The 13628-nt window shown below is 40.1% G+C and carries 12 protein-coding genes; 5 read left to right on the plus strand and 7 right to left on the minus strand.

Annotated features, from left to right (window positions below):
* Window positions 1–34: 34 nt before the first annotated feature.
* From dkgA to metC, 5 genes are all read right to left on the minus strand, one after another.
* Window positions 35–898 carry a 2,5-didehydrogluconate reductase DkgA gene (gene dkgA, locus ACUN2T_RS04755; RefSeq protein WP_445496474.1) on the minus strand — a complete coding sequence of 288 codons (864 nt, stop codon included), beginning with the start codon at window positions 896–898 and terminating at the stop codon, window positions 35–37.
* 290 nt (window positions 899–1188) lie between these two features.
* The gene (locus ACUN2T_RS04760) at window positions 1189–1860 is read right to left on the minus strand and encodes a DedA family protein (protein ID WP_445496475.1); all 672 of its coding nucleotides are present in this window, start codon (window positions 1858–1860) and stop codon (window positions 1189–1191) included.
* A 185-nt stretch (window positions 1861–2045) separates the two neighbouring features.
* On the minus strand, window positions 2046–2966 hold the full coding sequence (locus ACUN2T_RS04765; RefSeq protein WP_445496476.1) for a nucleotidyl transferase AbiEii/AbiGii toxin family protein: 921 nt from the start codon (window positions 2964–2966) through the stop codon (window positions 2046–2048).
* Window positions 2959–3495, minus strand: a complete 537-nt coding sequence (gene abiEi / locus ACUN2T_RS04770) for a type IV toxin-antitoxin system AbiEi family antitoxin (protein WP_445496477.1) — start codon at window positions 3493–3495, stop codon at window positions 2959–2961. The genes ACUN2T_RS04765 and abiEi overlap by 8 nt, the downstream gene beginning before the upstream one ends.
* Before the next feature lie 254 nt (window positions 3496–3749).
* Complete coding sequence (gene metC, locus ACUN2T_RS04775; protein ID WP_445496478.1) at window positions 3750–4943, minus strand: cystathionine beta-lyase; 1194 nt, start codon at window positions 4941–4943, stop codon at window positions 3750–3752.
* Window positions 4944–5296: 353 nt separating this feature from the next.
* On the opposite strand from metC, the gene exbB reads away from it, so the two are divergent.
* On the plus strand, window positions 5297–6268 hold the full coding sequence (gene exbB, locus ACUN2T_RS04780; protein ID WP_445497804.1) for a tonB-system energizer ExbB: 972 nt from the start codon (window positions 5297–5299) through the stop codon (window positions 6266–6268).
* Between the two features lie 3 nt (window positions 6269–6271).
* Window positions 6272–6697, plus strand: coding sequence for a TonB system transport protein ExbD (exbD, locus tag ACUN2T_RS04785; RefSeq protein WP_445496480.1), 426 nt, complete (start codon window positions 6272–6274; stop codon window positions 6695–6697).
* A 95-nt stretch (window positions 6698–6792) separates the two neighbouring features.
* Here the strand turns inward: exbD and ACUN2T_RS04790 are convergent, their stop codons facing one another.
* Entirely contained in the window at window positions 6793–8133 is a 1341-nt protein-coding gene (locus ACUN2T_RS04790; RefSeq protein WP_445496481.1) for an MATE family efflux transporter, read from the minus strand.
* A 1096-nt stretch (window positions 8134–9229) separates the two neighbouring features.
* Window positions 9230–9661 (minus strand): bleomycin resistance protein, encoded by a 432-nt coding sequence (locus ACUN2T_RS04795; RefSeq protein WP_445496482.1) that lies wholly within the window; start codon window positions 9659–9661, stop codon window positions 9230–9232.
* 827 nt (window positions 9662–10488) lie between these two features.
* Between ACUN2T_RS04795 and tnaC the strand changes: the two genes are divergently transcribed.
* The 3 genes from tnaC to mtr all read left to right on the plus strand — a co-directional run bounded on the left by tnaC (window position 10489) and on the right by mtr (window position 13438).
* Window positions 10489–10587: a tryptophanase leader peptide gene (tnaC, locus tag ACUN2T_RS04800; protein ID WP_071789441.1), complete on the plus strand. Its 99-nt coding sequence runs from the start codon at window positions 10489–10491 to the stop codon at window positions 10585–10587.
* Between the two features lie 127 nt (window positions 10588–10714).
* Window positions 10715–12115, plus strand: a complete 1401-nt coding sequence (gene tnaA / locus ACUN2T_RS04805) for a tryptophanase (protein WP_445496483.1) — start codon at window positions 10715–10717, stop codon at window positions 12113–12115.
* Window positions 12116–12193: 78 nt separating this feature from the next.
* Window positions 12194–13438, plus strand: a complete 1245-nt coding sequence (gene mtr / locus ACUN2T_RS04810; RefSeq protein WP_445496485.1) for a tryptophan permease — start codon at window positions 12194–12196, stop codon at window positions 13436–13438.
* Window positions 13439–13628 lie beyond the last annotated feature (190 nt).

Below are 13628 nucleotides of genomic sequence, written 5' to 3' on the forward strand. Positions count from 1 at the left end.
TCTTCTGGTCTATTATCGTTATGTGAATTCAGCATTAATCATTGGAATCAAGAAGATGACTGAACTCACTGAAATCAACGAATGTCTCAGGGGTTGGTCCCAGACGTTTGCCGATATCCAGTGTCGTCATAGCGGTCAGATCTTCTTTGTCCAATTTGAAGTCGAACACCTCAAAATTCTCTCTGAGTCTTGATAACGTGGTTGATTTTGGGATCACAATCATACCGTTATCAATGTGCCAGCGGATAACTATCTGAGCCGGTGTCTTGCTGTACTTTTGCGCCAGATGTTGAACCAATGGATTATCAAATACACCTTCACCACCTTGTGCCAGCGGACTCCAGGATTCGGTAACAATATTGTGAGTGGCGTTCCAGGCATGAAGCTGGCGTTGTTGCAGTAATGGGTGTAATTCGACCTGATTAATCACGGGGTGAACGCTGGTTTCATTGAGCAGCCGTTGAAGGTGATCGGTATGGAAGTTAGAAACCCCGATACTGCGGATAAGCCCCTCTTTCTGTAATTCAATAAATTGCTGCCAGGCTTCTACATATTGATCCTGCGGTGGTGCAGGCCAGTGCATCAGATAAAGATCAATATAATCCAGTTGCAACTTTTCCAGACTTTCTGTCAAAGCGGCGCGAACATCTTGATGCCTGTCATTCCACAACTTGGTTGTAACAAAGATATCTTCACGAGGGATATCTGTTTCTTGCAACGCTTTACCTACTCCTTTCTCATTATTGTAAATAGCGGCGGTGTCAATTGCCCGATAACCGATATCCAGAGCGGCATGGATTGTGGTAACTACCTGTTGATTATCTGCGGCCCATGATCCAAGCCCCAATTGTGGCATATGGTTTCCATCAGCGAGTCTGATGATTGGTTGATTGTTCATGACTACCTCCTAAAAGATAGATTTAAAATATCAGCTAAAATTAATAATGTAGCCTCATAACAGGGTGGTTGATATTAAGTTGATGTTAAAGGTAATTGAAGAAAGTAATACGACAGGCGTGATCTAAGCCATGCATTTTAACTAAGATATGGCTCAATACATGAATTGACCGGTTTTATGGAGCAGCGACACCAAGAATATCACCCATTGACTGGGCCGCAGTCCACATAATATTGACGCATTAAGCTAAGAATAAAAATCCTGTTGCGGCTTGTAAACCCTAATGACTTTTATTTACGTTTTACCGCAGTGATTCTCCTGTGGCGCCAGTACATCAGCAGAGAGGCGATTAAACCACTTAACAACAGCACGATGGGTAAAATGATCAAAATGTTTATCACCAGATCCTGGTGGTTTTTAATAAACGGGATCTGATTGAGGAGATAACCAAAACCGACCATGATGACGACCCATAGTAAGCCACTCAGCCAGTTAAAAATTTGAAAACGTTTATTGTTGAGTCCAGATATACCTGCCAGTGTCGGTAACAGAGTACGGACAAAAGCCAGAAAACGGCCAACCAGCAAAGCGGCCAGACCATGTTTGAAAAACAGCATATCGGCCCGTTGTCGGTATTGAATGGGAAGTTGCGCCAGCCAACCTTTAACCCGTTTAGTATCACCAAGCCATCTTCCTTGAAGGTAGCCGAGCCAGCAACCGATACTTGCCGCAGTTGTCAGTATGAAAACAGTTGGGATAAAACTTATTACCCCTTTGGCAATCAACGCACCGGTGAGGATTAAGAGTGTATCACCGGGCAGAAAAGCGGCGGGCAATAAACCATTTTCCAGAACCAGTGTTACAAACAGAATGCCATAAATAATCCAGAGAACATCGGGGTTGGCAAGTTTGGAAAAATCATGCTGCCATAATGCTTGCATGATCTCGTTTAGTACTTCCATTGCTGATCCTGTGACTGTTATAAGTCAATCTATTTCATTTGCATATATAAAGTCAGTTTACCGTAAAATCTTAACCATGGCTTGCTTGATCCTTGATTAATGGCTTTATTGGTTTACCACGACAGCTTTGACAAGAAACCAGAACAACATGAAAATTTATCTGCACATAAATATAATTAACTTATCTACATATTGAACTCGTTCTCGGATGTTAAGCTACGGTTTAATACATTTTGTACTTGTTGTAGCAGGTCAGTAATTTCAGTCGTTAAAAATATAAAAAACTTTTCTTTGTGCAGCGTACGTTCTTGCACATCATGAGGGATAAAACGCATCATTTCATTACGAAAAGCATCACCTTTAATGATTTCAGGTAAATGTGTCAGTATATTGGCTAGCTTTGCCGGATAGTCATTAATACGATAGTCCATAATCTTGTTGTTCACCCAATCCATACGTAGGCTGGCTCCTTGCTGTTTTAGCCAGCGCAAATCCCAGATATCACGGTGGCGTACATAGCGTTGTGTATTAACCAGAGAAACCAGTTTATCCGCCATGATTTCATCCAGTGATTCTGTTAAGACCAGTGTATCGGTGTAGCCATCAGGTAAGAAGTTGTAGTTAGCCATCAGAGCCTTTGGTTCCCGTGAATAAGAGGGGATATTGGCAACTTCAATTTTGATTTTCTGTTTGGGGAGATCTTTGCGTTTAGGCGCAGTGACAATGGAAACTTGCCACTTATCTACATTAAGACCTGCATATTCAGGTTCGTTTCTTAAATCGGCTGGTTCTTTAACTGAAACTTCAAAACCGTAACGTTTGCCAATGTAGTGTTCCAAACACGTTTTCATGGCCTGTAATTGATTACGGTTAAAGTCAACACCGCCGGAAAAGTCCAGATCTTCACTAAAACGCGGAGCGCCGTGACACAAACGCAGAGATGTGCCGCCTTGGAAAGTCAATTGATCTAACAGTCCATCAGTATCAAGGCCATAGAGAATATCGTAATGCAGCAGTTCCTTCTCAATAACTGGTCGCATATGGGAGCGTCCCGGTACCTGCATTGCCAGTTCGGTAAGTTGGGTAAAATTCGCTTTATTAACCATGTATGAGTTCCTGTTTATTGACTAAATGGATATTGCGACCAACTCGCTTTAAGTCACGTAGTGCACATTCAGGTTTGGCGAGTCTTAAAGGGCGGCCTGTTTGCGTGATACTGGCTAAAATATCTTCCTGTTGGCGTTTAGTATGAGTGAATTCAATAGTGCCAAGTGGCGTGTAATAAACACCTTTCCTGCCTGTTGTCATCACGGTGAGTCTGTCGATAGGGATCTGTGAAATGATCCCATATTCACTTAATGCGGATTCAAGGCTAACGTAGTTGTACTCACCGCGTCGTAGTGCTTTGGCGATATGTTCAATGGTGTAACTATCGCGGCTGTGAGCAAAGTTAAATAGATAAACTCCGCGTACAGGCCGCGAGAGCACCGATTCTTTAACCAGGCGATTTAAGCCTGCCTGAAGTGTTTTAGTGCCATCTTCAGGAAAGATTTTTCTGAGATCGGCAAGGGTGAAGATATATCGTCCTTTTTTGTCCCAGTCAGTTAATCGATAAAGTGCAGTGGATCTATTCATTAGTAGATAGCAGCTCTATGTATTCGTGGTCTTAATATCTACTTAATTAACGATAGCTTTACTTTAAGTAGACATTAAAACTACATGATTATAGTGTTAACGTCCACTTAATGTGCTTGCTCAAAAATAGTAAAGAAGATTCGTATTTCACTAGCGTAGTTAAATTATTCCAATAACCAATTGATATTTAATAAGATATTATAAGGGGGTTTTCTCTGTTAACTAAACTTAAATGCAACATGAAACCAATAAGATTAATCAGCAAAAATTCGACTAAATCCCTCAGCTAAGTCATCAATCAAATCCTGAACATTTTCCAGCCCGACATGCAAGCGGAACAGGGTGCCTGTTTTTTGTGGGGTATCGTACTGGCGCATTGTTTTGATCTCTTCTGGTTGATAACCCAAGATCAGCGATTCGAAACCACCCCATGAAAATGCCATTTTAAAATGGTGAAAATTATCCAGATAATTTGAGAATTGCTGGTGTGTTAACCTTTCTTTCAATTGAAAAGAGAACAGGCCATTACTGCCGCTAAAATCGCGGATGAAATTGTCGTAGCCGGGGCAGGAGGGTAAGGCCGGATGATAGACCGCTGCAACCTCGGATCTTTGTTGCAGCCACCGTGCTATCTCGATACTGCTTTTTTCATGCTGTTTCAGGCGAATTGCTAAAGTCCGCAAGCCGCGACTTGCCATATACACCGTATCGGCATCCGCCATTTGTCCCATTAAATAGGAGCTTTCCCGCAGTTGCGCCCAGCAGCGTTCATTTGCGACGGCAATACCTAACATGGCGTCTGAGTGACCAACAATGTATTTGGTGCCGGATTGAATAGAAATATCGATGCCGAACTCCAGTGCTTTAAACAGCACACCGGCGGCCCAGGTATTATCTATCATAATGACAATATCTGGATTGACTTGCCGTACCGCGCGGACAATTGCGGGAATATCCTGTACTTCCATGGTGATTGAGCCTGGGGATTCAAGAAACACCACTTTGGTATTGGGCTTAATCAGTTCAGCAATCTCCTCACCAATCATCGGATCGAAATAATCGGTAGTCATATTCATCCGTGACAATATCTTGTCACAAAAGCCTTGTGTCGGATCGTAAGCTGAACCTGTTAACAGGATATGATCGCCAGTGGCGACAAAAGAGAGAATGGCATTGCTGATCGCGGCGGCACCAGAAGGATAAAGCGTACAACCAGCGCCCCCTTCCAATTCAGCCATGGCTTCCTGAAAAGAGAAATGGGTTTGTGTGCCACGCCGGCCATAAAACAGTTCGCCATTGGCGCAGTTGTGTGTTGCCTGCCTTTTGGATGCGACAGAATCGAAAATCACAGATGATGTTCGTTGAATGATCGGATTGACTGCGCCTTGAGTAAATTTACGGCTTCTGCCCGCATTGACCAGTGAAGTTTCCAGTTTTTTTTCTGTCATGATCCATTGTCACCTTCATTTCAAAGTTTGAAATGGTGTAAAAAAATAGAGTTAACACGTTAAAATATTTAGGCCTTTTTGTACAAAAGGATTAGACCAACTTGACGAAAATTCATCTGATTACCGGTGTGTGAGGTTTCTTTGACTTTATTTTGTGAAGAGGTAACACTTTTTTATTAAACAATAATGATAATTACTATCAAATCGCTTAATGTTTGATATCATCAGCCTTCATTTTCATTCAATTTGTTGAAGATGAGTTAAGACTCAGCGTAAATAAGGTTAGTGAGATGACGAAAGGTAATTCACTGCTAAATAACAAGGTTTATAAGAAAGGGAGTAAAAGCCAACTGATGCGTAATTTGACTGCTTCAATTATCTTAGCGTTTGGGCTGACCGGTTCAGCGTTGGCTGATACAACACCAGCATCTGCAACAGATAACAGCACCACGACAAAAACCGCACAGATTACAACATCTGCTCCGGCGGCTACCTCAACAACTTCGGGCACAACTACACAGTCGGCAAATCAGGTTGCGCCACAAACTGCACCTGCAACAGACTCTCCCCAAGTGATTCCGGTTGCCACTGATATTGCTGTGCCTACCGTTTCAGCTGATGAAACCAATCTTTCCAGTGGTTTTGCTACCGATTTGTCCATCTGGGGTATGTATAAGAACGCCGACATTGTTGTTAAGACCGTGATAGTTGGCTTGGTAATTGCCTCTGTTATTACTTGGGCGCTATTCTTCTCAAAAGGAACTGAACTGTTGGCTGCCGGTCGTCGTTTACGTAAAGAGCAATTGGCTCTGGCGGAAGTTAAGAGTCTTGATCAGGCTGCGGAAATTGCAGAAGGTTTCAGCAAATTCAGTATCAGCCGTTTACTGTTGAGTGAAGCACAGGCAGAACGCCAGTTATCTTCTGAGAGTACTGATCTGAATAGCATAAAAGAACGTGTCTCTTTCCGTCTGGAACGCTCAGTTGCGGCTATCAGCCGTCATATGGGGCGTGGTAACGGCTATTTGGCGACTATTGGCGCGATTTCTCCTTTCGTTGGTCTGTTTGGTACGGTGTGGGGGATCATGAACAGCTTTATCGGTATCGCACACTCACAGACAACTAACCTTGCCGTTGTGGCGCCGGGTATCGCGGAAGCGTTGTTAGCGACAGCGCTTGGTCTGGTCGCGGCGATTCCGGCTGTTGTGATTTATAACATCTTCGCCCGTATGATCGCGTCTTACCGTGGTCAGGTTGGTGATATGGCGGCACAGGCATTATTACTGCTTGGTCGTGATCTGGATTTGGCAAATAGCAAGACAAGGTGATTTATGGCAATGCGTCTTAATGAAGATTTGGACGATAGCGGCGAATTGCACGAAATCAACGTCACACCATTTATTGACGTGATGTTGGTGCTGCTGATTATCTTCATGGTAGCGGCACCACTGGCAACCGTTGATATTAAAGTGGATTTACCCGCATCGTCGGCAAAACCGCAACCTCGTCCTGAAAAACCGGTATTCCTAACGGTTAAGGCTGATCGTCAGCTTTACGTCGGTGATCAACAGGTCGATCATGATACTCTGGCAGCGGTATTGGATCAGACAACTCAATCCAATAAAGAGACAATAATTTTCTTTCAGGCTGATAAAACCGTGGATTATGAAACACTGATGAGTGTGATGGATGCTTTGCGTAAATCGGGCTATCTGAAAGTGGGATTGGTGGGAATGGAAGCAGTTTCATCGGGTTAGAGATTGTGATCCTTCCATTAAATAACCGCGCTGAAAAGCGCGGTTGAGATTAAAGGGTAATTAAGCGAATATCTCAATTATCAACAACCTGTTGATTAAAGATCTAATCGCTTGGTTTGCCATTTTTTAGATTTCCAACGCCAAGTATTAACCAATCCCCGCAGCCATTCATCACAGAAGAAACCGATCCAAATACCTAAGATCCCCATTTCCATCTTGATGCCAAGGAAATACCCTACTGGAATAGCAATACACCACATAAAGAACATTGCAGTATATAACGGGAAACGGGCATCACCGGAAGCGCGTAATGCGTTCACCATAATGATATTAGCGGTACGGACTGGCTCCAGAAAAACAGACAGTAAGAATAATGGCAACAACAGTTTGATAATGGATTCATCTTGCGTCAGAAAATGCAGAATCGGTACTCTGAGCAGCCAGAAGGCGGCGACAACACCGATGGTCACGATACAGCCAATTTTCAGACTATTAAAGCCACGAATATAAGCATCTTCAAACCGTTTGGCACCGACCAGATGACCAACCATAATTTCGTTACCAATGCTGGTGGCAATACCAAACAACATGACAAATAGTGATAGTTGGAAATAGAGTGTTTGTGCTGCCAGTGGAATTTCACCCATCAATCCAATGAATGCTATGGCGGTCATATATTGCAGGACCCACACCATGTTTTCGCCCGCAGCGGGTAAACCGATATGTAAAATTTTGCCCAATATACTTTTTGACCAGAGCAGGAAACCTGTCAGTTTAAATTTAATCCGCAGGCCATAACTTAGCAGACAGAATAACAGGATAACAGCAACAATTCGGCCAAAGACGGTAGACCAGGCAACACCTTCCAGACCATATTGAGGCAATCCGAAAAAGCCATACAGGACGATCATATTACCCAGCACCGTTAGCACGTTAGCAATCAGCGTAACATACATCGCCGGTTTGGATTTTCCATAAACCCGTAAACAAGTCGCCAGGATAATCGAAATGGCTTCCGGGATCAGACAGATCCCCAGAATGTGCAGATAGCTGAAACCATCTTTCATCAGGTGTTCTGGCATATTCATGATATGCAAGATCTTATAGCCGAAGAAGATGGTAATCAGCGCACAACTAAACCCAAGTAAAAAATTGAATGCAATAGAAATATGGATCGCCTGACTGGCCTTATCCCGTTTACCGGCACCAATGTATTGCGCAATAACAACACTGCAACCGACACTGATAAAGCTGAAAATAGTGATAAACAGGTCAAAGACCTGATTACCTACTGCCATAGCAGCCAGGTAAGAAGTAGAAACATGGCTCACCATATAAGTGTTAATTAATAAAGTGGCCAGATGGAGGAGAATATCAATAAAAATCGGCCAGCTTAACGAAAAGAGCGAGCGCTCAGTAACATCAGTTTGATGCATTTGAAAAACCTGCTTATTGAAAAAGGTAAATATAAATAGTTTTTTGAGATGCGGCGTACTCAGAAAATATTCATGTATTGTACATGGTTTATTCATTTGTTAATAGAGAGAGGATAAGAATAAAAAGGTGAGTGCTATTTTTCAATTTGTTTGTATCTGAATGTTGGTTATGGTGCCTGGCTGCCAATCTATGATACCAGGTCGATTAGTGAATAATTTCGGAACTATATCAAATCAAGCAAATTGTTGTCTGATAACAGCGGGAAGTGGGAAATTTTATATGTTTTGTTTAATTGTTTTAGTGATTTTATCATATAATTAATGCTAATGTATAAATTAGTGAAAATTAGGGGGTCGTGTTTTTGTGTTTGGGTAATATTTAAAGTTTAATTTATCTAAATAATTTTATTTCTTCATTAAAACTTAAACGCTTCATCAACAAAAAGATAAAAGAACTTGTTTGGTTAAATTTTGTTCTATAATGAATTGAAGGAGTAAAATATATGGAAATAAAAATATACCATTTAACGAGGTGATATGATGATAAATAGATTACAGCGTCGATTTATAATAACTATTTTGATGTTGACTTTTTTTTCTACTTTTTCTGCATTTACCTATGCTTGTGTATTAAAGCCACATTTCCCTATATGTGCAATAAAATGTGTCATTTTTTCATCCCACACTGCGACATGTCTTATCGGTTCTGATGGTCATAATAGTTCAACGCCTGATCAATCAACCCCTATTGTATTTAAGAATAAATAAGTAATCGAGGCTGGAATGCATTGATTTTCAGATGGCGCAGTTATTGTGCTATACAAAATGCTATTTCTGTTATTTCTATTCCGCCCTTTAATAAGGGCGGATTTTTATAAATGAATTAAACGTTAAGGTGTCCTATTTAACCTAATGAAAATAATCTAAATTAGTTTATTTTAGATGTAAGTAATTAAACCGATTTATTAAACTGAAATATAATTGATCAATAAAAATAAATGTGTTTGTTGGTATGTTGTTTATGTTTTTCAGCGTCATAATAGTATTTAGGCGTCAAAAAAGTGAAGGAACTGTCGGGAATAAAAGAATATACCGTTCAATATGTCATTATGTTTTCTATGAATTGGCTGAAACGTAGCAGATAGCCATCGGGATCTTGTACCAGGAATTCTCTTTGGCAGGCCAGTACTTTATCAACGCGGTAATGATTATCTTTAACTTCTCGGTATAATGTTATGCCATTAGCTTTTAAATTGTTAAGTAGAGGCGTTAAATCATCAACTTCAATTTGAAAATTCACACCTCTTCCCAGAGGATAATTTAGTGAGGCAGTATTCCAGCCATCATCATGTAGTGCTTCAAGCATTAGCTGTGCTTCGCCTAATTCTAGATACGCGAAATCTGGGGTATTGCGACGAATAAGTAATTTGAAGCCAAGAATTCTTTGGTAAAAATCTAAAGATCGAGAAAAATCAGTGACGGTGAGCTCTGGCACCATACGATTCCAATAGGGTTTATGTTGGTTCATACATTATTCCTTTGTCTTGTGATATTTGTTCTATTATATCAGTATTTTTCATTCCATGAATTGTTCTATTTTCCTGCCAATCGTGTAGCGCTTGCTTTTAGAAAATGTATATATAGCGCTTAAGCAGGTCAAATTTATGAAGTTTATTAATTAATAGTGAAAGTAGGATGAGTTTAACTTACGGCGCTATTTTTTATATGTATCGTGAAAATTATTCTTCATCTTAACGTAATAATGGATCAATTTCACACATCGATAATCATAGTTGGTATTTTATTTCTGGGGCTAGGTTCGAATGATCTAACTTGACCAAGTTTTTTGAGCCTTTTGATGTAGTTCGTCGTATGGAGAAGGTAACTAGTATTCGTGATAAATAAATCTTTTAAGCCTACATCAATGCCAGCCATTTTTGGGATGACTGGCAGTATTTAGGTTTAAATTCACACAATCAGAAAATAAAATATCATCTGGTGGCATTTTAGGTTCTGGATAATCGAGGGAGAAATGGTAAAATAAAGATATTTTCATAGTGAGTTATATTAATTAATTCATTATGTTAACTGTGGAATTTTTTTATTTATTAATAATATTCTTATTGTGTTAGCATGTTGCCTTATTAATTGATCTTAATTGTGTGGTTATAATCTTCATGTTGGTTTTTATACGTCACTTGTTAATTTGTTTTTTAGGTAATATAATCAATTTACTTGATTGTATATAAACATTTACTTTTTATGATTTTTATTTTTTTGCGTGATTGGTCACAGATAATTTAAAGATTATCTATATCTTAGTGACGGGTTTTAACTGTGGAATAAATTCATTATATGACTTCTATATTCTTACATTATCATTTTATTTATTCTTGTAATATACAGGCATGGTTTAATGTCGATCACCGTATTTCTAACTATTTCCCTAATTAATTCCTCTAATTGTATCTCTAGTTAAATCTTTATTTTTAATCACTGCATTTATTGTGGCGTATTTTTGTGTGTTTTTCAGGGTTTTTCCTGAATTACGCAGTATAGACAATTATTGGATAAAATATTCATGAAACGTATTCCAGAACCTTTCCGTATTAAAATGGTAGAAAATATCCGTATGACGACGCGTGCGGAACGTGAAAAAGCATTAGAGGAGGCTGGATATAATCCATTCCTGTTACCAAGTGATACTGTTTATATTGATTTGCTGACAGATTCCGGTACTGGTGCAATGAGTGATCGCCAGTGGGCGGGAATGATGATGGGCGATGAGGCGTATGCGGGTTCCCGTAACTATTATCATTTATGTGATAAAGTTAACGAGCTGATTGGCTATCAATATACCATTCCAACTCATCAAGGTCGTGGTGCAGAACAAATCTTATTCCCGTCATTGATTGCCCGCAAAAAAGCGCAAGGGGGCGCAACACATCCGGTCTTTATTTCTAATTTCCATTTTGATACCACGGCTGCCCATGTTGAACTAAATGGTGCGAAAGCGATTAACGTTGTTACGCCAAAAGCTTTTGATACAACTACGTATTACGACTGGAAAGGCGATTTTGATATTGATGAATTGAAAAAAACGATTGCGGAACAGGGGGCTGATAATATTGTGGCAATTATCACAACCGTGACTTGTAATAGTTCAGGTGGTCAACCTGTCTCTATCGCTAATATGAAGTCTGTGTATGAGATTGCGAAGCAATACGATATTCCTGTAGTGATTGATTCGGCTCGTTTCTGTGAAAATGCTTGGTTTATTAAGCAAAGAGAAAAAGGTTACGAGAATAAATCAGTCAAAGAAATTGTCAGAGAAATGTATCAATATGGTGATATGCTAACCATGTCAGCTAAAAAAGACCCGATGGTCAATATTGGTGGTCTTTGCTGTTTCCGTGACGATGAAGATTTATTTAACGAAGTGCGTACCCGCTGTGTGCCAATGGAAGGATTTGTCACTTACGGTGGTCTTGCCGGGCGTGATATGGAGGCTCTGGCAATTGGTTTGGAAGAGGGTATGAATGAAGATTATCTTGCATATCGTATTAATCAGGTGGCTTATTTAGGCAACAGATTAAGAGATGCTGGCATTCCTATTCAGTATCCTACTGGTGGTCATGCTGTATTCGTTGATGCTAAATTATTATTGCCACATATTCCAGGAGAGCAGTTCCCTGCTCATGCATTGAATAATGAACTGTATCTGGATGCGGGAATAAGAAGTGTCGAAATTGGTTCTTTATTGTTAGGTCGTGATCCGAAAACAGGAAAGCAAAAAGAATCACCAATGGAACTTTTGCGTTTAACTATTCCTCGCCGGGTATATACCAATGATCATATGGATTATATTGCAGAGGCTTTTATATCCCTGAAAGAGAGAGCGACTCAAATCAGAGGATTAACATTTACTTACGAACCTTCAGTATTACGGCATTTTGTTGCAAGATTAAAGCCAATTAAATAATAAAAATGGGGTGCTTCCTATCTGAAAGCATCCCACATTTTATTTCGTATATTATAAAGCCACGCGAGGATCACGCACATGGCTACTTTACCAATAAAAAAATCGTCTCCATCTTTACTTGGTGGCGCAATGATCATTGGCGGAACGATTATTGGCGCAGGCATGTTTTCCTTACCCGTTGTAATGTCAGGAGCATGGTTTTACTGGTCAATCGCTGCTTTGGTTTTTACCTGGTTTTGCATGCTACACTCAGGGTTAATGATATTGGAGGCCAATCTTAATTATCGGATTGGCTCAAGTTTCGGGACGATAACAAAAGATCTTTTAGGCAATGGTTGGAATATCATTAATGGTATTACGATTGCATTTGTTTTATATATTTTGACTTATGCTTATATTTCTGCCAGTGGATCGATTATTCAGCATGTCATGCAGGAAATGTTGATAGATTTTTCGCCGCAACTTGCCGGTTTTTTGTTTGCTTTTGCTGTTGCATTTATTGTCTGGTTAAGTACGAAGGCGGTCAGCCGGATAACCTCTATTATTCTTGGCGCCAAAATATTAACTTTCTTTATGACTTTTGGTGGCTTGATTTATAACGTTGAATCTGCTGTTTTATTTAATACCGCTGAGATTAATCCGACTTATTGGCCTTATGTATTAGCAACCTTACCTTTCTGTCTGGCTTCTTTTGGATATCATGGCAATGTTCCTAGCCTAATGAAATATTATGGAAAAGAACCACAAAAAATAAAGAAATGTTTATTCATTGGGACGTTAATGGCGTTAGTTCTTTATCTGGTTTGGTTGATTGGAACAATGGGGAATATTCCCCGGTCTGGTTTTATTAAAATTTTGGAACAAGGGGGTAATATTGATGTTCTGGTCCAATCATTAAGTGGAGGCTTAAATAGTTCAACACTGAATTTATTGCTGACCCTTTTTTCTAACTTTGCTGTTGCCAGTTCATTTTTGGGTGTCACGCTGGGGCTGTTCGATTACTTGGCTGACTTGTTCAAATTTGATGATACCAAACTGGGGCGTTTTAAAACCGCACTGGTAACGTTTCTTCCGCCAATGGTTGGTGGGATGATTTACCCGAATGGTTTTATTTATGCGATTGGTTTCGCTGGCCTTGCTGCGACGGTTTGGGCAGCTATCGTTCCTGCTTTACTTGCCAGAGCATCCCGTAAACGGTTTGGTAGCCCGGCCTATCGAGTTTGGGGTGGCAATGCGATGATCGGCTTGATTTTGTTGTTTGGCGTATTGAATGTCACAGGCCATATCTTATCAAGTTTTAATCTGCTGCCCGTTTATTCATAAAAAAACTCCTGCGGTGGGTGCCGCAGGAGCCTGGTGTTGACGGAGATAAGCTCCGAAAAGGAAGATAACAAAGCAGGTGTATTTATTTTTTAATTTAATTTGTTAACTTCCAACATCTTACAGCAGGGTTATTAACAGGAAGTTCTTATGGCTTCCCTTTAGAACACACAGCACTTGACTGCTTTATTTA

The organism is Photorhabdus machadonis (assembly GCF_052657765.1).

What these genes read in the sequence shown, in the direction of transcription:
- dkgA (WP_445496474.1), bottom strand. Translation starts at nt 898, where the DNA reads ATGAACAATCAACCAATCATCAGACTCGCTGATGGAAACCATATGCCA.
- ACUN2T_RS04760 (WP_445496475.1), bottom strand. Translation starts at nt 1,860, where the DNA reads ATGGAAGTACTAAACGAGATCATGCAAGCATTATGGCAGCATGATTTT.
- ACUN2T_RS04765 (WP_445496476.1), bottom strand. Translation starts at nt 2,966, where the DNA reads ATGGTTAATAAAGCGAATTTTACCCAACTTACCGAACTGGCAATGCAG.
- abiEi (WP_445496477.1), bottom strand. Translation starts at nt 3,495, where the DNA reads ATGAATAGATCCACTGCACTTTATCGATTAACTGACTGGGACAAAAAA.
- metC (WP_445496478.1), bottom strand. Translation starts at nt 4,943, where the DNA reads ATGACAGAAAAAAAACTGGAAACTTCACTGGTCAATGCGGGCAGAAGC.
- exbB (WP_445497804.1), top strand. Translation starts at nt 5,297, where the DNA reads ATGCGTAATTTGACTGCTTCAATTATCTTAGCGTTTGGGCTGACCGGT.
- exbD (WP_445496480.1), top strand. Translation starts at nt 6,272, where the DNA reads ATGGCAATGCGTCTTAATGAAGATTTGGACGATAGCGGCGAATTGCAC.
- ACUN2T_RS04790 (WP_445496481.1), bottom strand. Translation starts at nt 8,133, where the DNA reads ATGCATCAAACTGATGTTACTGAGCGCTCGCTCTTTTCGTTAAGCTGG.
- ACUN2T_RS04795 (WP_445496482.1), bottom strand. Translation starts at nt 9,661, where the DNA reads ATGAACCAACATAAACCCTATTGGAATCGTATGGTGCCAGAGCTCACC.
- tnaC (WP_071789441.1), top strand. Translation starts at nt 10,489, where the DNA reads ATGACTTCTATATTCTTACATTATCATTTTATTTATTCTTGTAATATA.
- tnaA (WP_445496483.1), top strand. Translation starts at nt 10,715, where the DNA reads ATGAAACGTATTCCAGAACCTTTCCGTATTAAAATGGTAGAAAATATC.
- mtr (WP_445496485.1), top strand. Translation starts at nt 12,194, where the DNA reads ATGGCTACTTTACCAATAAAAAAATCGTCTCCATCTTTACTTGGTGGC.